23 protein-coding genes and 1 pseudogene are annotated in these 20946 nt (G+C 69.1%); 12 read left to right on the forward strand and 12 right to left on the reverse strand.

Annotation, left to right across the window (positions count from 1 at the left end; all coding sequences use genetic code 11):
• The first annotated feature begins 114 nt into the window (after positions 1–114).
• The 3 genes from ACYVI5_RS17415 to ACYVI5_RS17425 are packed head-to-tail and all read left to right on the forward strand — an operon-like array spanning position 115 to position 2120.
• A complete protein-coding gene (locus tag ACYVI5_RS17415) occupies positions 115–777 on the forward strand; it encodes a DUF402 domain-containing protein (RefSeq protein ID WP_460581355.1) in 663 nt (220 codons plus the stop codon).
• Between the two features lie 24 nt (positions 778–801).
• A complete protein-coding gene (locus ACYVI5_RS17420) occupies positions 802–1191 on the forward strand; it encodes a hypothetical protein (protein ID WP_460581356.1) in 390 nt (129 codons plus the stop codon).
• A gap of 38 nt (positions 1192–1229) precedes the next feature.
• Positions 1230–2120: an EamA family transporter gene (locus ACYVI5_RS17425; protein WP_460581586.1), complete on the forward strand. Its 891-nt coding sequence runs from the start codon at positions 1230–1232 to the stop codon at positions 2118–2120.
• 16 nt (positions 2121–2136) lie between these two features.
• On the opposite strand, the gene ACYVI5_RS17430 is transcribed toward ACYVI5_RS17425, so the two are convergent.
• On the reverse strand, positions 2137–2646 hold the full coding sequence (locus ACYVI5_RS17430; RefSeq protein WP_460581357.1) for a GNAT family N-acetyltransferase: 510 nt from the start codon (positions 2644–2646) through the stop codon (positions 2137–2139).
• A 38-nt stretch (positions 2647–2684) separates the two neighbouring features.
• Positions 2685–2807, reverse strand: a pseudogene (locus ACYVI5_RS17435) (heat-shock protein HtpX); the annotation flags it as partial.
• Positions 2808–3016: 209 nt separating this feature from the next.
• On the opposite strand from ACYVI5_RS17435, the gene ACYVI5_RS17440 reads away from it, so the two are divergent.
• The gene (locus tag ACYVI5_RS17440; protein WP_460581358.1) at positions 3017–3367 is read left to right on the forward strand and encodes an ArsR/SmtB family transcription factor; all 351 of its coding nucleotides are present in this window, start codon (positions 3017–3019) and stop codon (positions 3365–3367) included.
• Entirely contained in the window at positions 3368–3529 is a 162-nt protein-coding gene (locus ACYVI5_RS17445) for a hypothetical protein (RefSeq protein ID WP_460581359.1), read from the forward strand.
• Between the two features lie 79 nt (positions 3530–3608).
• On the opposite strand, the gene ACYVI5_RS17450 is transcribed toward ACYVI5_RS17445, so the two are convergent.
• Positions 3609–4916, reverse strand: a complete 1308-nt coding sequence (locus ACYVI5_RS17450) for an alpha/beta hydrolase family protein (RefSeq protein ID WP_460581360.1) — start codon at positions 4914–4916, stop codon at positions 3609–3611.
• A 151-nt stretch (positions 4917–5067) separates the two neighbouring features.
• Here ACYVI5_RS17450 and ACYVI5_RS17455 point away from each other — a divergent pair, with 151 nt between their 5' ends.
• The 3 genes from ACYVI5_RS17455 (at position 5068) to ACYVI5_RS17465 (ending at position 6706) form a co-directional block, all read left to right on the forward strand.
• Positions 5068–5421 carry a hypothetical protein gene (locus ACYVI5_RS17455; protein WP_460581361.1) on the forward strand — a complete coding sequence of 118 codons (354 nt, stop codon included), beginning with the start codon at positions 5068–5070 and terminating at the stop codon, positions 5419–5421.
• Positions 5418–6146, forward strand: coding sequence for a uracil-DNA glycosylase (locus tag ACYVI5_RS17460; protein WP_460581362.1), 729 nt, complete (start codon positions 5418–5420; stop codon positions 6144–6146). The genes ACYVI5_RS17455 and ACYVI5_RS17460 overlap by 4 nt, the downstream gene beginning before the upstream one ends.
• A gap of 146 nt (positions 6147–6292) precedes the next feature.
• On the forward strand, positions 6293–6706 hold the full coding sequence (locus ACYVI5_RS17465) for a YchJ family protein (protein ID WP_460581363.1): 414 nt from the start codon (positions 6293–6295) through the stop codon (positions 6704–6706).
• A gap of 118 nt (positions 6707–6824) precedes the next feature.
• On the opposite strand, the gene ACYVI5_RS17470 is transcribed toward ACYVI5_RS17465, so the two are convergent.
• Both ACYVI5_RS17470 and ACYVI5_RS17475 read right to left on the reverse strand, forming a co-directional pair.
• Positions 6825–7607 (reverse strand): PadR family transcriptional regulator, encoded by a 783-nt coding sequence (locus ACYVI5_RS17470; protein WP_460581364.1) that lies wholly within the window; start codon positions 7605–7607, stop codon positions 6825–6827.
• 155 nt (positions 7608–7762) lie between these two features.
• The gene (locus ACYVI5_RS17475; protein WP_460581365.1) at positions 7763–8281 is read right to left on the reverse strand and encodes a VOC family protein; all 519 of its coding nucleotides are present in this window, start codon (positions 8279–8281) and stop codon (positions 7763–7765) included.
• A 64-nt stretch (positions 8282–8345) separates the two neighbouring features.
• Between ACYVI5_RS17475 and ACYVI5_RS17480 the strand changes: the two genes are divergently transcribed.
• The 4 genes from ACYVI5_RS17480 to ACYVI5_RS17495 all read left to right on the forward strand — a co-directional run bounded on the left by ACYVI5_RS17480 (position 8346) and on the right by ACYVI5_RS17495 (position 11476).
• Positions 8346–9176 (forward strand): helix-turn-helix domain-containing protein, encoded by an 831-nt coding sequence (locus tag ACYVI5_RS17480; protein WP_460581366.1) that lies wholly within the window; start codon positions 8346–8348, stop codon positions 9174–9176.
• Between the two features lie 109 nt (positions 9177–9285).
• Positions 9286–9894, forward strand: a complete 609-nt coding sequence (locus tag ACYVI5_RS17485) for a dihydrofolate reductase family protein (protein WP_460581367.1) — start codon at positions 9286–9288, stop codon at positions 9892–9894.
• 26 nt (positions 9895–9920) lie between these two features.
• Positions 9921–10244, forward strand: a complete 324-nt coding sequence (locus ACYVI5_RS17490; RefSeq protein ID WP_460535526.1) for a YciI family protein — start codon at positions 9921–9923, stop codon at positions 10242–10244.
• Complete coding sequence (locus ACYVI5_RS17495) at positions 10241–11476, forward strand: RNA polymerase sigma factor (RefSeq protein WP_460581368.1); 1236 nt, start codon at positions 10241–10243, stop codon at positions 11474–11476. Before ACYVI5_RS17490 ends, ACYVI5_RS17495 begins: the two co-directional genes overlap by 4 nt.
• On the opposite strand, the gene ACYVI5_RS17500 is transcribed toward ACYVI5_RS17495, so the two are convergent.
• The 7 genes from ACYVI5_RS17500 to ACYVI5_RS17530 form a co-directional block, all read right to left on the reverse strand.
• The gene (locus ACYVI5_RS17500) at positions 11467–11907 is read right to left on the reverse strand and encodes a YdeI/OmpD-associated family protein (RefSeq protein WP_460581369.1); all 441 of its coding nucleotides are present in this window, start codon (positions 11905–11907) and stop codon (positions 11467–11469) included. The two genes, ACYVI5_RS17495 and ACYVI5_RS17500, sit on opposite strands and share 10 nt — an antisense overlap.
• Positions 11908–11939: 32 nt before the next feature.
• Positions 11940–13277: a hypothetical protein gene (locus ACYVI5_RS17505; protein ID WP_460581370.1), complete on the reverse strand. Its 1338-nt coding sequence runs from the start codon at positions 13275–13277 to the stop codon at positions 11940–11942.
• 176 nt (positions 13278–13453) lie between these two features.
• Entirely contained in the window at positions 13454–14749 is a 1296-nt protein-coding gene (locus tag ACYVI5_RS17510) for an RNA polymerase sigma factor (protein WP_460581371.1), read from the reverse strand.
• A 1-nt stretch (position 14750) separates the two neighbouring features.
• Entirely contained in the window at positions 14751–15089 is a 339-nt protein-coding gene (locus tag ACYVI5_RS17515) for a YciI family protein (RefSeq protein WP_460581372.1), read from the reverse strand.
• Between the two features lie 251 nt (positions 15090–15340).
• On the reverse strand, positions 15341–16798 hold the full coding sequence (locus ACYVI5_RS17520) for an MATE family efflux transporter (RefSeq protein ID WP_460581373.1): 1458 nt from the start codon (positions 16796–16798) through the stop codon (positions 15341–15343).
• Positions 16799–16934: 136 nt separating this feature from the next.
• A complete protein-coding gene (locus ACYVI5_RS17525) occupies positions 16935–17378 on the reverse strand; it encodes a MarR family winged helix-turn-helix transcriptional regulator (protein ID WP_460581374.1) in 444 nt (147 codons plus the stop codon).
• An 85-nt stretch (positions 17379–17463) separates the two neighbouring features.
• On the reverse strand, positions 17464–20916 hold the full coding sequence (locus ACYVI5_RS17530) for a DEAD/DEAH box helicase (protein WP_460581375.1): 3453 nt from the start codon (positions 20914–20916) through the stop codon (positions 17464–17466).
• Between the last annotated feature and the right edge of the window lie 30 nt (positions 20917–20946).

Genomic DNA, 20946 nt, shown 5'->3' on the forward strand with positions numbered 1-20946 from the left:
GACGCGTGCTCGCTCGACCGCATGGTGGAGGTTCGTCCGGTGCGTGCTCACTCGACTGCCTCGTGGTTAGTCGGGGCCGCGCCAGGAGAGACCCGAGCACGTAGGCTTTCGCGCATGGCGCGGCACGAACCCTGGTCCTTCGGTGACGTAGTCGTGCTGCGCAACGTCGCCGAGGCCGACCCCGGGCACCACGAGCGTCACGTCGGCTATGCGCACACGGCGCGGGTGATCGCGGACGATGATCGTCAGGCCGTGCTGTACCAGCCGCCCAAGACCGTGCACAAGGAGCGCAACGGCGAACGAGGCGGTCCGCGGGGGCGCAACCTGGTGCGGGGCGGGTGGGACGGCACGCACTCCGAACGCGAGTGGCACGGCGACGGCGTGGTCTTCGTGCACGCCTGGGGCGAGCCGTGGTCGGTGTGGCGCTGGGTGGACCGCGGCGGGGTCTGGTCTCCCTACTTCTACGTGAACTTCGAGCGGCCGTGGGTGCGCACGCGGCTCGGCTACGACACCGAGGACTGGGTGCTCGACCTCGTGATCAGCGGTGAAGAGCGTGCGGTCCGAGTGAAGGATGCCGACGAGCTCGAGTGGTGCGTGAGTGTCGGCACGATCTCCGCCGAGCAGGCCGAGCTGACGCGTCGCTCCGCCGACCGCGTAACGGCGATAGCCGGCGCGAACGACTGGCCGTTCAGCGCCGATTGGTCCGCGTGGAGCCCGCAGCGCGGATGGGACGCCCAGCCGCTTCCCGCCGACTGGCCCGTGCTGGAACCAGAGTGACGGGGCGCGAATGATGGAGCCGCAGTGAGCGAGCCGGTGCGACGCGTGCACGTCGAGCAGTTGCTGCCGCGCAACCAGTTCCTGGTGACGGAGCCGGTTGCTGCATCCGCTCTGCGTGAGGGGCGGTGGGTGGATGGCGAGCTCGGCCTCACCGAGGAGTGGCTCGTGTTCGCGTCCGGCGACCCGCACGACGCGCCCGACTTCGTGCTGATCGACGGCGACGTCGAGACGGATGTCACGACGGGGACGGACGTCGACATCGTCACGATCACGATCTCCCGCACGGCGCACCGCTACCGGGCGGACTCGCAGAGCATGGCGCCCTTCGTCGCCGCAATGCGACGGCTCCGCGAGGAGCCGCCGAGCGGCACGCGCGTCTGGCAGGCGGATGCCGGCGACGAGTCCGTGAAGTGACCAGCGAGGGCGCGACCGGCGGTGCGGCATCCGGTGACCTGACCGCGGGCGGTACGGCCTCTGGCGGCGCACGGTATGCGGCACTCGTGGTGGCCGGGCTGGTGTGCCAGGAGGTCGGGGCATCCATCGCGGTGCTGCTGTTCCCGCAGGTCGGTTCGCTCGGAATGGTGTTTCTGCGGGTGCTGTTCTCGGCCGCGATCCTACTGCCCATCGCGCGGCCACGGCTGCGGGGCATCCGTCTCGGCTCCTGGATGACCGTGGCCGCCTTCGGCCTTGTGCTGGCACTGATGAACGGCTTGTTCTACCTGTCGCTCGACCGCATCCCGCTGGGCGCCGCGGTCACGATCGAGGTGCTCGGGCCCCTGGTGCTGTCGGTGGTGGCGGCACGCAAGGCCGTCGCGTGGCTGTGGGCGGGATTGGCCGCGATGGGCGTGGTGCTGCTCGGCGACGGCAGCTTCGGCCACCTCGATCTCGTGGGCGTCCTGTTCGCCGCGGGAGCGGGTACGTCCTGGGCGTTCTATATCCTGCTGTCGCGCCAGACCGGCAGGCGGTTCGCCAAGTTCGACGGCCTGGCGATAGCGATGGCCATCGGCGCCATCGCGTCTGCACCGTTCGGGATCGTCTCGGCTGGATCGGCCCTGTTGCGACCCGAGGTGCTGCTGCTCGGTGCAGCGGTGGCGCTGCTGTCGTCCACGATTCCGTACGGGCTGGAACTGCTCGCACTGCGGCACCTGCACGCCTCGACGTTCGCCACGCTGATGAGCCTGGCGCCCGCGACGGCGGCGCTCGCGGGGCTCGTGCTTCTCGGGCAGCGGTTCACGTGGGTGGGCGTGGTCGCAGTGCTACTCGTGATCGGTGCGAGCATCGGCGCGGTGTGGTCCGCGCGGCCCCACGAGCCGGCGCCCGAGACGCCCGACGAGGTGGGGTGAGCATCGGCATGCACCGCTATCGGCCGGCCGCGGTGCTGCGCCGTTCGATCATCACGACGTCGCGCCATTGGCCGGCGTAGGGACCGAACCCCATCTTGCCGACGCGTTCGCGTACCCCGACGGTGCGGAATCCGACTGCGGCGTGCAGCGCGAGGCTTGATCGGTTCTCGGGGAATATGCCCGACTGCACGGTCCAGATCCCCTCGGCTTCGGAGGCGGTCACGAACGCATCGAGCAGGGCCCGGCCGATCCCGCGACCACGCTCGTCTTCCTCCACATAGACGGAGTGTTCGATGACACCCTCGTAGACGCAGCGCGAGGAGACTCGGGTGGCGGCGGCCCAACCGACCACCTGGTTATCGCGCTCCGCGACCAGTCGCGGGTTGTCAACCTTCTCGTAGTCGAATTCGGCCCAGGTCGGCGGCTTGGATTCGAACGTCGCATTCCCAGTGTCGATGCCTTGCTGGTAGATCCGTTCCACTGCGGGCCAGTCGTCGGCTCGCATCGGCCGGATGGTGATCGCCATGTCGCCTCCTTTCGGTGGGTCGAGAGTAAGCGGCGCCGCTACTCCGCGTAAAGCTCTGCGACCAACGCTTCGACCCGCCGGCGAATCTCGTCCCGGACCGGGCGTACTCTCTCGAGCGGAAGTCCCGCGGGGTCGGTGAGATCCCAATCCTCGTAACGCTCGGTCATCTTTTCTCCGGTGATCAGGTGGACCGGCCGCCACGGTGATGTGGCGGCCGGTCGAAGGGGTCAGCAGCAGCCAGGCTCGCAGCAGCCCTCTTCCGGGTCACAACAACCGGTCATGATCAACCTTCCTTCCATCGACGGATGTCGATGCAGACAGTCTGCGATTAAACATCGATGTCTGTCAATCTATATGCGAGACTGGTCTCATGTCCGTCACCGAACTCCTGCCGATCCGCGATCTGCAAGCGTGCTGTGCCCCGATCACCCGCGAGCCCATCGACACCGTCAACGCGGAGTCCCTGGCGAAGTCGTTGAAGGCGTTGGCGGACCCGGCCCGGCTGCGACTGGTGTCGATGGTGGCCGCGCACGCAGACAGCGAGGCGTGCGTGTGCGATCTGACCGACCCGCTCGGATTGAGCCAATCCACCGTTTCGCATCACTTGAAGGTGCTGGTCGACGCGGGATATCTCACCGTGACCAAGCGCGGCACCTGGCACTACTACCGCCTTGTTCCCGGTGCGCTGAACGCAGTCGCCGGCCTACTGACGACCGTCTGAATGACGAGGCGGCATCCGCTCTGGCGCGCGTGCATCGCCGAGCTGCTGGGCACCGGCATGCTCACCCTCGCCGTGGTCGGCTCCGGCATCGCCGCGACCTCGCTTTCCGCCGATGCCGGCTACCCGCGCAACTCATCGGAGCGGCGATCGGCGCCGCACTAGCCGTACTCCTCTTTCCCGGCAGCAAAGCAGCAGCGACTGTCACGCGCTGAGCGTCACTCCCCGGTGAAGGGGCACGGGCTCAGCCGCGCGGCGACACCGTCGCGTCGTGGGCGTCGGTGTGGCGCAGCGGCACCGTGACCGCGGCGACGTTCGCGATCGACTCGGTGCCGGCATCCAGATACCCGTACGTCTGGATGTGATCCAGATACTTCTGGGCGAACTCGTCGACGTTCGTGAACTTCGCCCACGCACTCGACATGGGGTTGTCGTTCCAGTCGGAGTGCAGGATGGGCGTGTGGCCGGTCACCGGCAACTCGTCTTTGTTCGGGTCGCCGTCGACCGCGAGTGGGATGGCACCGAACGACGGCGAGCGCGGGTCGATGCGCGAGATGCGCCCCCACCTCGCCTCGGTGTCGCCGGTCGCTTCGCCCGCGTAGACATGCTTGGCGTGCAGCTGGCGCGCCGAGCCGACGCTCTGCTCGATGCCCGCGGAGCCCAGCATCACGAAGGAGTACACGCCTAGGTCTTTCGCGGCGAGGGCATCCGCCGCGGTCGTCGTGCCGTACGAGTGCGCGACGACGTTGAGCGTCACCTTGTCGCGAGCCTTCTTGCCCCGGGTCGCCCAGAACCCCTCGAGCGCCTCGACCAGGTTCTGCGCCCCGATGTGCGCGTACTGGCCGAGCGCCGCATCGATGCCGGGCGGCGGCGTGACGTAGCCGATCCAGGCGACGGTCGCCCGCTTCTTCGTCGCGCCCGCTTCGCCCTGCGCGTCGTAGAGATTCTGCGCACCCTCCGCCCAGAGCTGCATGTCGTCGCTGTACGTGCCCATGCCTGGCACGGTGAACGAGACGATGCTCGCCTTGTCAGGGTTACCGATCGCGATGGCGGCGAGCGGCTTCGGGTCGTCCGTGAGGTCGACCAGGTACCGGCGCGGCTTGTGCACCTTCAACGCCGCCCTGACGGCGAGCAGGCACCTCAGTTTCTGCTGCGCGACGGCATTCGACGGATGCCTCTTCACGGCACGCTGCGTCGACGCGATGAGGGATGCCAGCCACGCTCGGTTCGCGACGTCGCGCGACGCGTAGTCGACACCCTCCATCCCACCGATGAGCGACGGCAGGGTCTCGGCGAGGTCGTGGCGCAGGTCCTTAGGAAAGTCGCGCCACGCGGCCGCATTCGCCTCGGGGTGAAGGTTGAGCAGCCCGACCGCGGCGTCCGGGTGCTTCTCGAGGTAGGCATCCTGTTTGCCCGATGACATCGCGTCGAGGAACGCATACCGCGAGGTCGCGACCGGGCTCTGCTGCAGCGGCGCGACGGTGATGCCGACGACGCCGATCACGACGAGCGCGACGAGCGCGACGACCGACGCTGCACGCCCCCACCGCATCGCTAATCCCCCCAGAATCACGGATGCTTGCCCACAGCACGCTAACAGTTGCCGGCCGCCTTCACCGCAGACCCGGGAGCCGTCGAGAACGAGCGCGGACGTCACACGTCGGAGAGATTGCCACCCGGTGTTGCGGCGTATGGTGGCATCCATGCCCGAACCCATCGCCTACACAGCGCTCCAGAAGGGTGCTCGCGTGACCACATCCGGTGGCGACGAGCTCGGCACCGTGGAGCACGTGCTGCAGGATGCCTCGCTCGACCTCTTCGACGGCCTCGCCGTGCGCACTCACCACGGGCTGCGGTTCGTGGATGCGAACCAGGTCACCTCGATCACGACCGACGGGGTCGCGACGTCGATCGACGCGTCGGAGGTGGCCGGGCTCCCGGCGCCCGAGGGCGACGCGGTGCTGGAGGCCGACCCGGAGCAGTACCAGGGCGAGGGCCTGACCGCGTGGTGGGGTCGCACGTTCAAGCGCTCGCACTGGCTGCGCGAGAAGGAGTGAGCGAGCCCGATATCGCTGCGGAGGCTGTGGGCGGTGTGCGTCGCGAGCCCGATCTCACGCGGTTCCTCGCCGCACTGGATGCCGTCGCCGCCCAGACACCCGACGATGCGGAGTTCCTGTACGACGCCGGCACCCCGCACGGTGCGCTCCGACGGCGGAACCTGCTGCGGTACCTCGGCCTGATGGCGGAGGTGGAACCGCAGATCCTGCTCCTCGGCGAGGCGCCAGGGCACCGCGGCATGACCGTGAGCGGCGTTCCGTTCACCAGCGTGCGCGAGGTGCACACCCGTCCAGGCCTGATCAGCGGACGACCCGAGGGCGACGGGCTCGAACTGCCGAAGCATCCGGATGCCCCCTGGGAGGCGTCATCGCGGGTGGTCTGGGCCGCGTTGAAATCCTGGCGCGGACCGCTGCCGCTGCTGTGGTCGGTCTATCCGAACCATCCGTTCGTGGCGGGCGAGCGGCGCACCAACCGCGCGCCGCGTTCGCCCGAGGTGCGCGCGGGAGCGCCGGTCGGACTCGAGCTCGCGCGGGCTTTCGGCGTGCGCACGATCGCGGCGGTCGGGCGCAAGGCGCAGGGCGCGCTGGAGGCGGCGGGCATCGCGGCACCGGCGTTGCGTCATCCGGCGCAGGGTGGAGCGGCGTTGTTCACCCGGCAGCTGGCCGAGTTGAACGAGCGGATGCTTGCCGGCACCCTCGAAGCGACCCCGCTGCCCGAGCCGTGAGCTCGCGTTGCGGACAGGACCGAGATCTCGTTTGACTGACAGAAGATGCTGATGCGTTGCTCTGGAACGACATTCTTCGCCAGTGAAACGCGATCTCGATGGGTAGCCCACGCGGCCTGCCGGTCGAGCGGGATGCGGGAGAGCGAATGAGCGGGAGTGCAAACGACGGCACCGCCCCATGCCCGTGCGGCAGCGGCGAGAGGTACGACGAGTGCTGCGGATGCCTGCACCGCGGCGACTCGATCGCGTCCACTCCGGAGACGCTGATGCGGTCGCGCTACTCGGCGTTCGCGGTGGGTGACGTGGAGTATCTGCTGGCGACATGGCATCCGTCGACCCGTCCCGCCTCGCTCGATCTCGACCCCGCCATGGAGTGGCGGCGGCTGGACATCCTCGACACCGATACCGACGGCGAAAGAGGCGAGGTGGAGTTCCGCGCGTTCTGGCGCATCCTGCCCGCGCCCGGACGCGCCCGCGACGGCGGTGTGCTGCACGAGCGCAGCCGCTTCGTGCGCGAGCACGGCCGCTGGTATTACCTGGACGGCGACGTCGTGGGCTGAGCCGCAGCGAGCCACCCGGGTATTGCCGAGCCACCCCGAAATCTGGGCAGATTTCCGGGTGGCGCGACGTTTTCCGGGTGGCTCGACGACGGCCGCACACGCGCGGCCGGGCTGCAGATCACTCCGCGAGGATCAGGTACAGCGCCTTGCGCAGCTCATCGATCTTCTCGGCGGCCTGCTTGCGCTGCTCGTCGGTCGCGGCGAACCGGTATTGATGCACCACGCCCATGAGCTTGCCGACGGCCTCGTGCAGCGCGGCGCCTGAGGCGCTCAGCCCGGGCGCGGCCTGCCATGCCGCGTCGAGCTCCGACTGGTGCTCTGCGACGTAGGCCTTGCCGGCATCCGTCAGCGCGTAGTCGGTGCGACGGCCGTCACCGGTCGCCTCCACCAGCTCCTCGTCGACCAGCTGCTGCAACGTGGGGTACACCGAGCCGGGGCTCGGCTTCCACAGGCCGTCGGTCTTCTCGGCGATGGCCTTGATCAGCGCGTAGCCGTTCTTGGGCTCCTCGGCGAGCAGGCTCAGGATGGCCGCACGGATGTCTCCGCGGGACGCACGCTTGCGCCCTCGGCCGCCGAACGCGGCGAACGCGGCCGGATCGAACCCGCGGGGGTCGAACGTGGGGCCGAAGCCGCGGCGTCCGTAGCCAAAGCCGCGTGGGCCGAAGCCTGCGAAGCCCTCTGGACCGCCGTGGCCCTCACCCGGGCCACCCTCCGCGTTCGCCCCGTGCTCGAAGCCCGGCTCGCCTCGGCCAGCACCATGGTGGGCCGAGCCGTGTCCGTCCGCGGCATCGTGGTGATGCCGGCGAGGTGCGCCTCCGCAGGGGTCCCCGCCGAAGGACGGGCGTGCCGGGTGGTCGTGGTGGCGACGGTGTTCGTCGCCGTGGAAGTAGTCGTTTCTCATAGCGAATCTCCTAACGTGACTATCTAAGACACGTCAACGATATATCGCTTAGAACTATTCCGCAAGAACTCCACTCCGGTCCGCGTCGGCCGGCCGACCCTCGGCGGCGTCTGATCCTTGACTCTGCTCCTGAGCTTCAGCTCTGCTCCTGCGCTCTAACTCTGCTCCTGAGCCCACGCTGCCACGCGGGCGGCGCTCTCCTCGAACGACAGGTCTTCGACGCGGGTCATCACCGCCCACCGCACTCCGAACGGGTCGAGGATCGACGAGTACCTGTCGCCGGTGACGAACGTTGCCGGCTGTTCCCGGACTGTCGCGCCGGCGGATGCCGCGGCATCCGTCACCGCGTCGCAGTCGGTCACATAGACGGCGAGCGAGTACGGGCGGCGTTCGGGGTCGTCGAGGGCGACGAGTCCGACGGACTCGAGCGGGTCGCTCAGCGTGAGCATGCCGTTCCCGAAGTCGACGACGGCGTGCGCGATGCCGTCGCCACCGGGTAAACGGGTGACGTCGAGCACGCGGGCGCCGAAGACGTCGCGATAGAAGTCGAGCGCCTCGGCGGCGTCGTGAACGACGATGTGGGGTGTGATCGAGGTGGATCCGTGCGGCATCCCGTTGGTCGTGTGCGGGCCGTTCGCCGCCGTGACGCGCTCGGTCGTGGTGTTCTCACTCATGCGTTCGACGCTACGCATCGGCAGTCGGTGCCGTCTTGTACTTTTGCGACATCGAGCGACGCGCATGACGGGGAAGACGATGGCGGATGCCGCACCGCGCTCGCGCGGGCACCTCAACCCGGGCGACCCGCGCGCCGTGTTCGACCGATTCACGCTGCCTTCGGCGCTGGACGAGCTCGTGCGGCATGTCTGGATGGTGCGCTGGGATGTCGCGGACGGCGAGACGGTCGACCAGCGCGTGCTGACGTACCCGGCGTTCAACGTGGTCGTCGAGGGCGCGGCTGGGGATGCCGTGACGGGCGGCCTGTTCCCGCCGACCGGACGGGTGAGCGTTCGCCGCCTCGAAGGCCGCGGCTCGGCGGTCGGCGTGCTGCTGCGACCGAGCGCTGGACGCATCCTGCTCGATGGGCACGGTGTGCTGCCACGGGCCGTGCCGGCCGAGGGCGTCCCACTCGACGACGCCCCGGTCGAGCGGATCGCGGATGCCATGGCGCAGCGGTCGCGCGAGCCGCTCGTCCAGGCGCTGACAAACTGGCTGCTCCCGTACGCCGAGTGCGTGGGCGAGCGCGACCGCCTCGTCGACGAGGCGTGCCGTCTGGCAGAGATGGAGGCATCCATCAACCGTGCCTCGGAACTGGCAGCGCGCCTCGAGGTCGCACCCCGCACGCTGGAGCGCACGGTGCGGGAGTACCTCGGGCTCGGTCCCAAGTGGCTCATCGAATGCCGACGGCTGCAGGCCGCCGCGGTCACGCTCTACCAGGAGCCGGAGACCGACCTCAGCGCGCTCGCGGCGCAGCTCGGGTACGCGGACTACGCTCACTTCTCCCGCCGCTACAGCACCGTGCTCGGCGAGACCCCGAACGCCACCCGCCGCGCGGGGAGCGCCGCGAAATGACGGGAGCTCATCACGAATTCCCACGACGATGTCGGATCAGGTCCGTCGCGTTCGTAGCACCGGTGAGACCGCCCACAAGGGGCGGTGCCGAGGCAGAGGAAGCGTGACCATGAAGCTGACCACCATGACCCAGATCTCCATCGACGGCGTGATCCAGAACAACGGAGCACCGACCCGCGACCACCCGAACGGGTTCGAGCGCGGTGGGTGGGCGCTCGGCAAGGGCGACGACGACACCAGGGCGTTCATCACGCAGACCTACCAGAACGCCGAAGCCTTTCTCTTCGGCAGGCGCACATACGAGCTGTTCGCCGGCTCGTGGGGATCCGACGAGAGCATGCGCGCGCATCCGATCGGGGTGGCGCTGAATGGGACGCCGAAGTACGTCGCCTCCACCACTCTGTCGGCGCCGCAGTGGGCGAACACCATCGTGCTCGGCAGCGATCTCGCTGCGGCGATCGAAGAGTTGAAGGCCGCTCCGGGCGGCGAGCTGCAGGTGCACGGAAGCGGCGCCCTCATCCGGTGGTTGCTGGCGAACGAGCTGGTCGACGAGATGGCCATGATCGTCATCCCGGTGATCGTCGGCCTGGGTGCACGGCTGTTCCCGGAGTCCGGTCCGGATCTCGCGCTCGAGCTGCTCGAGTCCCGCATCGACTCGAAGGGCGTCGCGATCCAGCGCTACCGGCCGGCGGGCCGCCCGCAGTACGCGACGGCGTGACACTTCACGAAGGAGATGATCTTCAGATGCAGTACTTGGTATCCGTGATCGACAACAAGGCCGACCCGGGCAGCACCGACAGGCGTCCCGCCATCAGCAAGTTCAACGAACGACTGATCGCTGAGGGCCACTGGGTCTTCGCGGGCGGGCTCGCGAGCCCTGACGCCGCGACCGTCATCGACAACCGGGGCGAGCATCCGGTCGTCAGCGACGGACCGTTCATCGAGTCGAAGGAGTACCTCGCCGGCGTCTGGGTCTGGGAGGCACCGGACCTGGATGTGGCGCTGGCACTCGCGACCGAGGCGTCGAGGGTCTGCGATCGCAAGATCGAGGTGCGGCCGTTCCAGTGAGCGACGCCGCGGAGGCGATCACGCTGGCCCACCGGGAGGAGTGGGCGCGCGTGGTCGCATCCCTCGCGAGACGTTTCGGTGATCTGGGCATCGCCGAAGATGCCGCGGCCGAGGCGTTCGCGACCGCTGTCGAACGGTGGCCGGCGCACGGCGTGCCGCCGAACCCCGGCGCGTGGTTGACCACGACAGCCGTGCGTAAGGCGATCGATCGCATCCGCCGCGAGAACAAGCGCGATGACAAGCAGAGGGAGGCATGGATGCTCCACGACGAGCCGCCGGAGCCTCTCGGCGTCATCGACGACGACCGGCTCCGCCTGATCTTCACGTGCTGCCACCCGGCACTCGCGATGGAGGCACGAGTCGCGCTCACCCTGCGCATGGTCGGGGGGCTGACCATGCCGGAGATCGCGCGAGCCTTTCTGGTGCAGGAGAGCACCATGGGGCAGCGGATCACCCGAGCTAAGGCCAAGATCAAGGCGGCCGGCATCCCCTACCGGGTGCCGAAGGCCGAGGACCTGCCCGCGCGGATGTCCGGCGTCCTCACCGTGCTCTACCTCGTCTTCAACGAGGGTTACCTGGCGACCGGTCCGAACACCGATCCGGTGCGCCGCGAACTGACCGACGAGGCGATCCGACTGACCCGGATGCTTCACGACCTTGTTCCGCGCGACGGCGAGGTGGCCGGCTTGCTCGCTCTGATGATCCTCACGGAGGCGCGGCGCGATGCGCGGGTCTCGACCGATGGGCAGCTGGTCAGCCTCGACGAACAGGATCGCGATGCGTGGGATGCGACACTGCTCGCGAAGGGACATCGGTTGGTGCGCGACCGGCTCGCCGCCGGCGAGGCACCCGGGCGCTTTCAGATACTGGCGGCGATCAACGCCGTGCACACCTCCGCACCGGCCTTCGCTAAGACCGACTGGTCACAGGTGGTCGCGCTCTACGACCACCTCGTTCGTCTCGACCCGTCGCCGATCGTCGCGCTCAACCGGGCCATCGCACTTGCCGAACTCGACGGGCCCGATGCCGGACTGGCCTCGATCGAAGCCCTCGACGACGCACTGGCCGGATACCACGCCTATCATGCCGCCCGAGCGGACCTGCTGCGACGGCTGGGACGCACGCAGGAGTCGCGCGACGCGTATGACCGCGCCATCGCACTGGCCGGCAACACGGCTGAGATCGCCGAGCTCATCCGCCGGCGAGACCGGTTGCGAAGCGGTCAGCCCTGAAGCTCGGCGAGCACCGCGGTGAGCCGGCGCTGCCTGGTCTCGTCGGTCTTGGCCGACGTCACGGCCAACGCCAAGCGCTTTTGGTTGCTGGGCGACAGCGCGGCGAAGCGTGCGGCGGCATCCGGATGCTCGTCGAGCGCGGCACGCAGCTCCTGCGGCACCTCGACGGTGCGCGGAGCGTCGTCGCGCTCGACCGTCACGGTGAGCAGCTGCCCGGCCTCAATGCCCGCCTTGCCGCGGATCTCCGCGCTCACCGGGATCTTCGCCAGCCCGTTCATGCGCGAGATCGTGCTCGGGTACGTGACCGATCCGATGGTGACGGAGACCGGGATGCGACCTCCGCCGCCGAGCTCTTCGATCACGGTCTCGGGCACCGTGATGCCGGTGGCCGTCTTGCCGTCCAACGAGAGCTCCGCCTCGAACGTCGTCATCAACACTCCTTCGTGCGTCAGTCTTCGCCTTGTCAGCCGCCGAGCAGCGTCGCGGCCTTCGCGTCGAGGAAGTCGACGTGCACGTGGTTGCAGGTGTCGTCGATCTGTTTGAAGTGGCTGAGCGAGAGACCCGAACGACAGTTCACCTGCCCGACCGTGGAATCCGTCGGCACCACGGCGTCGAGATCTTCGATCAGATTGATCGAGTCGGGGTCGCCGCCCGTGAGTGCGTGCCCGTTCAGCCGGAAGAAGTCGACGGCGTGCCCACCGCCGTCCGCGTAGTGCGCTGACGCGGTGCCCGCACCCTCGATCTGCCCGGTGCAGTGCCGGTTGATGTCGCTCACTCCGACGGTGTTGAACTTGGTGAGCGCAAACGCGATGGCTTGCAGCACGCGATAGTCGATGCCGCACCCCGGGACGGCTTTGCCGGCGGCGAGATAGCGGATCTCGAAGATGTGGTCGGGCGTGCTTCCGGTGAGCCGGCCCTGGGCCACCGCCGTCATCAGCTGCTGAGCGACGGCCTGCACCTCTGGGGCGACGACGGTTCCCAGCGTGGAATCGAGCGCCGTCGACATCGTGTGCGCGGCGAAGTCGTTGCGGTCGATCAGGCCGCTCTGCACGGCTCCGACTGCGAGCGTCTGCGTCTTGCCGGTGCTGGGGTCGAACCAGGTGGGCCGCTCGAACTGGGCGTAGGCCGGCACCGCCGTCGTCGCCACGAGTCCAGCGGCGGCGAGCATGATCAGCGCCTTGCTCAGCATGCGCGAAAGGGGCGAGCGACGCTTCGTCGCAGTGGCCTTCGCCGGCTTCGACCTGGTCGGCTTCGCACCCGTGGCCTTCGCCGGCTTCGGAGTGGTGCGAACGCTGCGCCGGGTCGGGGCGACGGATGACTGCGACTCAGCGGCCGGTCCGGGCAGGGTGATGGGCACTGGTGCCGAGTCCGTCGACCTGGCCAGCTCCTCGGGACGCAGCCGGACGCGTCCGGTCTGGGTGGACACAGGGACGACATCCACGTGGTGCACGCGGCCGGCATCAGGGGAGCGACGGGAATCGTCGAGGCGGGCATCCGTCTCGCGCACGTCGACCTGCGTCGCCTGGGCTGCGGCGCTGCGCGGCTGTGCTGTCTGGGCTGTGGCGCTGCGCGGCTGTGCTGTCTGGGCTTCGGCGCTACGCGGCTGTGCTACCTGAGCTTCGGCGCTGCGCGCCTGTGCTGTCTGGGTTTCGGCGCTACGCGCCTGGGCCTCCTCGAACGCCCGGCGCTCCCGGCGGCTGAGGAACACCCGCGTCCCTGGTTCTCCCGCCCCTGCAGCGGGCGCGCTCGACTGCGAGCCGGGCCCGGTCGCTGGGCGAACGGGGAGAACGGGATCTGTCACGGGGGCGGGGTCTTCGGGGCTAGCGGGAACCGCCGCGAGGCTCACGGCGGCTTTACTGGGGCACTTCTGGGGCACCGCGCCGAACGGCACAGCGTCCCCATGTTATCCACCCGTTATCTGGATGTCACCTGGCCGTCGACTTCTTCTGTAGCACTGCCGGGATGCGGCGGGAGCAGTCACACGGGCAACGCGAGCCGCTTACGACGCAGTCGTTCCCGCTCGCGCTCGTTGTCGCAGAGCGCGATGGCCTCCTCGTAGGCGAGTGCGGCATCCTCGAGGCGTCCGAGCCGGCCGAGCATGTCGGCCCGCGCCGCCTGCAGGTACGGGTAGCGCACGAGTTGCGGTTCGATGGCGAGTGCGTCCAGCAGCGGCATGGCCGCGAAAGGGCCCTGCGCGAAGCCGATCGCGATCGCTCGGTTCAGTTCGACGACGGGCGATGGCCACAGGTCGCGTAGCCGGTCGTACAGCAGGGCGATGCGCTGCCAGTCCGTCTGGTCCCAGCTCGGGCTGCAGTCGTGCACGGCAGCGATCGCGGCCAGCAGGGTGAAGCGGCCAGGGTCGCGGGCATCCGTCGCCACGGAGAGTTGGTCGAGGCCGCGTTCGATGTAGTGCGGATCCCATCGGTCGCGGTCCTGCTCCTCGAGCAGGAGTTCCTCGCCCGAGTCATCCGTTCGCGCCGGTCGGCGCGCCTCCGTCAGGTAGATCAGGGCGAGCAGTCCGGCGACGTCCGCATCGCGGGGGAGCAGCAGGCGCAGCAGCTCGGCCAGCTCGATGCCGCGCTCGCTGAGCTCGCGGCGCACGAGCTCCGCTCCGGCGGGCGCTGTGTGGCCGGTGGCATACACGAGGTGCACAACGTCGAGCACGCCGTCGATGCGCTCGCGGATGTCCGCCTCGCCCGGCACGCGGTACGGGATGCCCGCCTGGGCGATCTTGCGTTTCGCCCGGGTGATCCGTGCGGCCATGGTGGGCTCGGACACGAGGAACGCGCGCGCCACCTCCGGAGTGCTCAGGCCGCAGACCATGCGCAGCGTGAGCGCGACGCGGGAGTCGAACGCGAGCGCGGGGTGGCAGCAGGTGAAGATCAGCCGCAGGCGGTCATCCGCGACGGGCGAGGCATCCGGCTCGTCGGCGATGGGCGCACCGGATGCCGCAGCCCGCTGATCGGGTTCGGCGAGCTTGGGCAGGGCGCGGCGCGAGACATCCGCACGGCGCAGCAGATCGAGGGCGCGACGCTTCGCCGCCGTCGTGAGCCAGGCGCCGGGATTCGACGGGATGCCCCGCTCCGGCCAGGTTTCGAGGGCGCGGGCGTAGGCATCCTGAACCGCTTCTTCCGCGTCGTCGAGATCGCCCGTGACGCGCACGGTGGCCGCCAGCACGAACGACCATTCGCGGCGGTGCGCATCCGCGACCGCCGTGGCAACAGCGGCCGGGGATGCCACGCTCGCTGGGACGTTCGTGCCGGCGCGATCCATGTCAGCTCCGCATGGCGACCGGCCGCACCTCGACGCCGCCGTTCACGACAGGAACCTCCTTCGCCAGGGCGATCGCCTCGTCGAGGTCGGCGACGTCGACGATCCAGTAGCCGCCGAGCACCTCCTTGCTCTCGACGAAGACGCCGTCGGTGACGGTGACGGCACCCGATGCGTCGCGGCGCACCGAGGTTGCCGTGTCGCGTCCGGTCAGGCCCGCGCCGCTGAGCAGGCGGTCGGCGTTGCGCTGCATGAATTCCTGGAACGGCGAGCTCACGTCCGCGCCGACGTCGCTCGGCATCTGGGACTCGTCGGTATGCACCAGCAGAATGTATTCGGCCATGGCCTCATCCTTGTCTTCTCGCGTGATCCGCGACAGGGCATCCGTCGCGGTCGCCCGGGACCCGGGCTCATTCATACCGACGCGGACCTTCCCGCGGAATCGACAGCATCCGTCGATCTCGATGCGGCATCCCGTCGATCTCGACGCACCGTCCCTCATCGCGAACTGAGCCGTTCAAGTCGCGAAGATGGCCCTTATCGAGGCGTCATGAGGGCCATCTGCGCGACGTGAACTGGGGTGGGACCGAGTCGTCAGGCCTCGGCCGCCTCCAGCACCTGCTCGGCACGCTCGGGACTGCCCTCGTCGAGGCCGCGGGCGATGGCGCGGCGGGAGGCCAGCCACAGCACGATCCCGACCGCGAGCACGATGATCTCGGTCACCGTGAGCGCCCAGATGATGCCGGTCAGGCCGAACCAGAGGTTCGCGAGGATCACGATCGGAATGAACAGCACACCCTGCGCCATCGAGATGACGATGGCGGCCGTCGAGCGAGCCGTCGCCTGGAACAGCGACGTGAGCAGCCCGGTGAAGCCGTTGCCGATCATCGCCACGAGCTGCGCTGTGAGGATGGTCACGCCGATCGCGAGCAGCGAGTGGTCGGAGGAGAAGATCGACAACACCTGATCGCGGAACAGGAACACGACCGAGGCGAAAACCACGGCGATGCCGCCGACTGCGACAGCGGATGCCCGCACCGCGGACGACAGGCGGCTCCGGTCGCCCTTGCCGTAGGAGTACGCCAGCAGCGGGAGCACACCGATCGTGATGCCCATGATGAGGAATTCGGGCACCTGGGCGATGCGTACCGCGACACCCATCGCCGCCAGCGGCCCGTCTCCGTACGCCACGGCAAGGTTGTTGAGCACGAGGCTCGTGACGATGAGGAATCCGCTCTGCAGCAGCTCCCCCATCCCGACGCCGAAGACCGGCTTCAGCACGCTCGCCCGCAGCGTGAACCACCGGGGTGCCAGGCTGACGTGCTCGCTGTTCCGCTGCAGCCAGGCCGCGTAGTAGGCGACGCTGACCAGGTTCGAGAGCCCGATCGCCAGCGCGGCGCCCGCGACGCCCCAGTGCAGCACCAGGATGAACAGCACGTCGAACACGAGGTTGGCGATCGTCGAGGCGATGAGGCCGATCATTGACTGCCGTGCCGCGCCCTCGGCGCGCACGAGCTGCTCCAGGCAGAAGCCTGCAGCGAGCACGGGCACGAACGCGAGCATGACGGCGACGTAGGCGCTCGTTGCGGGCGCGGCGGCGGCATCCGCTCCGAGAAGTCCCACGAGCGGATGCAGCAGAAGCAGTCCGATGCCGCCGAGCACGGCGCCGGTGATGACGGATGCCCACACCGCGAACGAGGAGACGTGCTTGATCTCGTTTGCTTGCGCGGCATCGTTCTCCGCAGCACCGAGGAGCCGGGAGATGAGGGCGCCGCCGCCGACGCCGAACACGCCGCCGACGGCCATGACGAGACCGAGCAGCGGGGTGCCGAACGTGATCGCGGCCAGAAGCGTGGAGTCGTGCAGCGAGCCGATGAATCCGGCGTTGATGACGTTGTAGACGGCGCCGACGACCATCGCGGCGGCCATGGGTACGCAGAGGTGCACGAGGGCGCGCACGATCGGCGCGGCGGAGAGGTACCAGCGGTCGGTATGCGGTGTCGCCGCACCTGTGGCGGTGTCCTCGGCAGTGGGGAGGTTCGTGGTGCTCATGATCGTGCTCCTTTCGGGCATGACGAGATGGCGCCGGCGCACAGAGGTGCGCCGGGCACGGAGAAGTGGATTCAGGCATCCGCGGGCATGTGGCCCGACGGATATGTGACTTCAGGGAGGCGGTTCGGGAAGGTCGTCAGCGAGTGGGTGCGGGAAGCGCGGCCGTGACCTTGGTGAGCAGCGCTTCGAGCTGTTTTCGCTCGGCGGCTGTGAGTGGCGCCAGAATGACCTCGTCTGCCGCGACCATCGCCTCTTCGAATCCGGAGACCAGTTCGGCGCCGGCCGGCGTGGCGTAGATGCGCTTGCTGCGGTCGTCCCCGGCCTCCGAGCGTCGTTCAATGAGCTCACGGCGTTCGAGTCCCTGCAGAAGACTCGACACACTCGCGGCGCTGGTGCGCGTCACCTTGGCGATCTCGCGCTGGATCGGTCCAGGCTGGTCCACGAGGTAGCCGAGCACGAACCCCTGCTCGAAGCTGAGCCCGCGCTCGCGCACCCAGTCTTCCGCGGCCTTGCGCTGCGCCCAGCCGATCTGACGCAGCAGCTGGAGACCGGTCACCTCTCGAGGCGCACGTTCGCTCATGTTCGATACTCTAATAGTTAGCTATCTAACTGTCAACTGGTCGAACCGTGTCGGTCGCATCCGCGCCGGCTGACGGCCACACCCCTCACTCCAGGAGGGCCCGGATGTCGTCGGCCGACAACGCAGACGAGAACGCGCCGTCGTCGTCGAGCACGGCGTCGAACAGCTCGCCCTTCTTGCGGGCGAGCCGCATCACCTTCTCCTCGATCGTGTCGGAGGCCACCATGCGGTACACCATCACCTGCTTCGTCTGCCCGATGCGGTGCGTGCGGTCGATGGCCTGCGCCTCCGCTGCCGGGTTCCACCACGGGTCGAGCAGGAACACGTAGTCCGCCTCGGTGAGCGTGAGCCCGAATCCGCCCGCTTTCAGGCTGATCAGGAACACCGGGTCGTCGCCCTCGCGGAATCCGCGGATCACATCCGCCCGCCGCCTCGTCGACCCGTCGAGATACGAGTGACGGATGCCCGCCGCATCCAGTCGCGCCGCCACTTTCGCGAGATACGACGTGAACTGGCTGAACACCAGCGCTCGGTGTCCTTCGGCGAGCACGTCGCTCAGCTGGTCGAGCAGCGCATCGAGCTTGGTGGAGGGCACGCCCTCGTTCGCGGGATCGATGAGCGAGGCATCCACGGCGAGCATGCGCAGCAGGGTGATCGAGCGGTACACGATGAAGCGCTGACGGTTCAGGTCGTCGAGCAGCCCGAGCACCTTCTGCCGTTCGCGCTGCAGCCACGTGTCGTACAGTGCCCGATGCTTCGGCGCGAGCGGGATGCTCAGCACCTGCTCCTGCTTCTCGGGCAGCTCGGGCGCCACGACGTCTTTGGTGCGCCGCAGCATGAGCGGACGGATGCGCCGCCGCAGCCGCTCCAGACGCGCGCGGCCGTGTGCCTCGTCGGTTCCGTGCACCGGGCTCGCGGCAGCAGCGATCGGCTTCACGTACTCCTCGACGAACCGGCGGCGCGACGGAAACAGCCCGGGCGCCACGATCTGGAACATCGCCCACAGCTCGAGCAGGTTGTTCTCCAGAGGCGTCCCGGTGACGGCAAGGCGGAACGGGGCATCCAGCTCCGTGGCGAGCCGATGGGTCTGCGACGAGTGGTTCTTCACGAACTGGGCCTCATCGAGCACAAGACCCGCCCACTTCTGCGCGGTGAACTCGTCGTGATCCAGGCGGAACACGGTGTACGTCGTGAGCACGATGCCTGCGCCGGCGATCGCATCCTGCAGCGAGGTGTGCTCCTTGCGCCGTGTCGCGGTGACGGATGCCACACGCAGCCCGGGCGTGAACCTCGCCGCCTCACTCGCCCAGTTCGCGACCACCGACGCGGGCGCCACCACGAGGAAGGGCGCATCCGCACCCTCCTCGTGAGCCCTCTGGATCAACGCCAGCGTCTGCAGCGTCTTGCCCAGTCCCATGTCGTCGGCGAGCACTCCGCCGAGGCCGTGCTCCCGGAGGAAGACGAGCCAGTCGTACCCGGCGCGCTGGTACGGACGCAGTTCGGCGTTCAGCCCGGCGGGCAGGGGAGCGCGGTGCACCACCGGCTCGGACTCCGCGCCGCTCGAGGACGCATCGGTGTCGGCACCCGCGGCGCCGGCCGGTGATGCCAGCAGTCCGGCCACCGTCGTCCGCCACTCGACCGCGGGCTGCGACTGGTCGGCGAGGTCTTCGAAGTCCTCCCAGAGCGACGCCTGGTAGCGGCTGATGCGCGGTCCGGTCTCCCACTCCGCGAGGCCTTCCGCCTCGACCAGGAGGTCTTTGAGCCGGTCGAAGACGGGCTGGTTCAGCGAGAGGTAGCTGTGGTCGACGAGCAGCAGCTTCTTCTTGCCCGTGGCCAGCGCACGGAACAACGGCAGGAACGGGATCTGCCTGCCCTGCACGGTGACGAGTACGCCGAGGTCGAACCAGTCGCGCTGGTCGGTGGGCACGGTCGTCACCGTCAGCTCGGGCCGGTCCGTCAGCTCCTGGTAGTCGACGCGGTCGCCCACGATGTCGACGCGAAGACCCGGATTGGATAGGTACTCGGCATTCGGCGGGTCGTCCGCTGCACTCGACGCGTCCGGGCCGGTTGCCGACGAATCCGGTGCCGCGCCAGACGCCAGCGCCTCGAGCACCGGAAGCACGTGGGCGACCCACTCGGCGGCGTCCACTCCCGACATCGTGCGGTCGTCGAGCAGCCGGCCGTCCACGACAGCGATGGGAGCCGCCTCCGTCACCGCCGCGAGCACCCCGGCCTCCGCATCGAGGTCGCGCCGGCCGCGATCGGATGCCCCGGCCGCCACCCCGAATCGGGCCACCTCGCCGCCGAACCTGTACTCCCACGACCAGCCGAGGGCCACGGTCTGCCTCGCGCGGAACTCGACGGTGAGCACGAGCATCGGCGGGCTGAGCTCGGGGAGCCGGATGCCCGCATCCGCTGCGCGCACCTCCACAGACCGCGCCAATTGCGGATACGCCTCGCGCTCGAACTCCGCCACTTCGTCCGCCGGCACCTGGATCGCGCCGCGACGCAGCGCGGAGAGCACGGCGCCGGAGATTGGACGGTCCGTCGGCGCGAGCGTGACCACGGGGCCCGCCTCGACGCCGGCGTCGGGTGACGGCCACTCCAGCACCGTGACGCCGTGGTCGCCGATTGCACGCACGGCAGATGGCTCCACGGCGGAGCCATCGACGAGGATGCGCGGCACGAGCGCCAGCCCGCCGTCGCGTTCAGCTGCATCGACCACGACGTGCGCCCGTTCGGCGAGCACGACCGAGCCGTTCTTGTTGCCGGCGACGACCGGGATGCCGCGCTCGCGGGCATCCGCTAACAGCCGCCAGAGGAGGGGACTGGAGAACTCGGCGAGGTCGAGCCTGCCGTTCTCGACCTGGAAGTAGCGGCCGGGCGCGGCGCGCGCGAGCGTCTCGAACTCGAGGAACCAGCGCACCTGTGCCGGGTCGTATCCGAGCTCGTGGGTGCGGTACTGCAGCGATCCCCAGTTCAGTTTCGCCCCGACCCAGCCTCGTTTGCCCGGCGCGCCGATGCGCACGGTGATCTCGATGCGTCCGGCGGATTCGCGAGACGCCGCGTGGGCGGTCTCGGTGACGCGATTCCAGCGTCCGCCTGTGCGTTTCTGCATGCGTTCACGCACCTCGACGATGAGCGCGAGCGGCGTGAATTCGCGGGGCGGCTCGACGGCCAGCGAGCGCAGGGCGGATCGCCACCCGGGGCCGTCGTCGGGTGTCGAGGCGTCCGCCAGCAACTGGCTCTCGCGTGCGGCCAGCATCGCTGCGGCGACGTGCTTGCAGCGCGTCGTGACGGGGCACGAGCATCCGCTGGCCGTGGGCCGGTAGCGCGCACCGGATGCCGGCACCAGCGTCACCCAGGTGCCGTACGGCTCCGGCTCGGAACCGGCGATCGTCGCCTCGAGCATGCCCAGCTTCCAGCGGAGTTCGAGCACGGCAGTGCTCGCGTACGGCTTCGCACGAGCGAAGGATGCCTCGCCGACGTAGCTGCGGATGACGCTCGGCTCGACGATCGGGAACGCGGAGCCGGACACCGCAGCATCCTCTCACGCCCGTGCGACGGC

Source organism: Humibacter ginsengisoli (assembly GCF_054780095.1).

Coding starts and splice junctions, on each gene's coding strand:
- ACYVI5_RS17415 (WP_460581355.1), top strand. CDS start 115: ATGGCGCGGCACGAACCCTGGTCCTTCGGTGACGTAGTCGTGCTGCGC.
- ACYVI5_RS17430 (WP_460581357.1), bottom strand. CDS start 2,646: ATGGCGATCACCATCCGGCCGATGCGAGCCGACGACTGGCCCGCAGTG.
- ACYVI5_RS17440 (WP_460581358.1), top strand. CDS start 3,017: ATGTCCGTCACCGAACTCCTGCCGATCCGCGATCTGCAAGCGTGCTGT.
- ACYVI5_RS17445 (WP_460581359.1), top strand. CDS start 3,368: ATGACGAGGCGGCATCCGCTCTGGCGCGCGTGCATCGCCGAGCTGCTG.
- ACYVI5_RS17450 (WP_460581360.1), bottom strand. CDS start 4,916: ATGCGGTGGGGGCGTGCAGCGTCGGTCGTCGCGCTCGTCGCGCTCGTC.
- ACYVI5_RS17455 (WP_460581361.1), top strand. CDS start 5,068: ATGCCCGAACCCATCGCCTACACAGCGCTCCAGAAGGGTGCTCGCGTG.
- ACYVI5_RS17465 (WP_460581363.1), top strand. CDS start 6,293: ATGAGCGGGAGTGCAAACGACGGCACCGCCCCATGCCCGTGCGGCAGC.
- ACYVI5_RS17470 (WP_460581364.1), bottom strand. CDS start 7,607: ATGAGAAACGACTACTTCCACGGCGACGAACACCGTCGCCACCACGAC.
- ACYVI5_RS17475 (WP_460581365.1), bottom strand. CDS start 8,281: ATGAGTGAGAACACCACGACCGAGCGCGTCACGGCGGCGAACGGCCCG.
- ACYVI5_RS17480 (WP_460581366.1), top strand. CDS start 8,346: ATGACGGGGAAGACGATGGCGGATGCCGCACCGCGCTCGCGCGGGCAC.
- ACYVI5_RS17485 (WP_460581367.1), top strand. CDS start 9,286: ATGAAGCTGACCACCATGACCCAGATCTCCATCGACGGCGTGATCCAG.
- ACYVI5_RS17490 (WP_460535526.1), top strand. CDS start 9,921: ATGCAGTACTTGGTATCCGTGATCGACAACAAGGCCGACCCGGGCAGC.
- ACYVI5_RS17500 (WP_460581369.1), bottom strand. CDS start 11,907: ATGACGACGTTCGAGGCGGAGCTCTCGTTGGACGGCAAGACGGCCACC.
- ACYVI5_RS17510 (WP_460581371.1), bottom strand. CDS start 14,749: ATGGATCGCGCCGGCACGAACGTCCCAGCGAGCGTGGCATCCCCGGCC.
- ACYVI5_RS17515 (WP_460581372.1), bottom strand. CDS start 15,089: ATGGCCGAATACATTCTGCTGGTGCATACCGACGAGTCCCAGATGCCG.
- ACYVI5_RS17520 (WP_460581373.1), bottom strand. CDS start 16,798: ATGAGCACCACGAACCTCCCCACTGCCGAGGACACCGCCACAGGTGCG.
- ACYVI5_RS17525 (WP_460581374.1), bottom strand. CDS start 17,378: ATGAGCGAACGTGCGCCTCGAGAGGTGACCGGTCTCCAGCTGCTGCGT.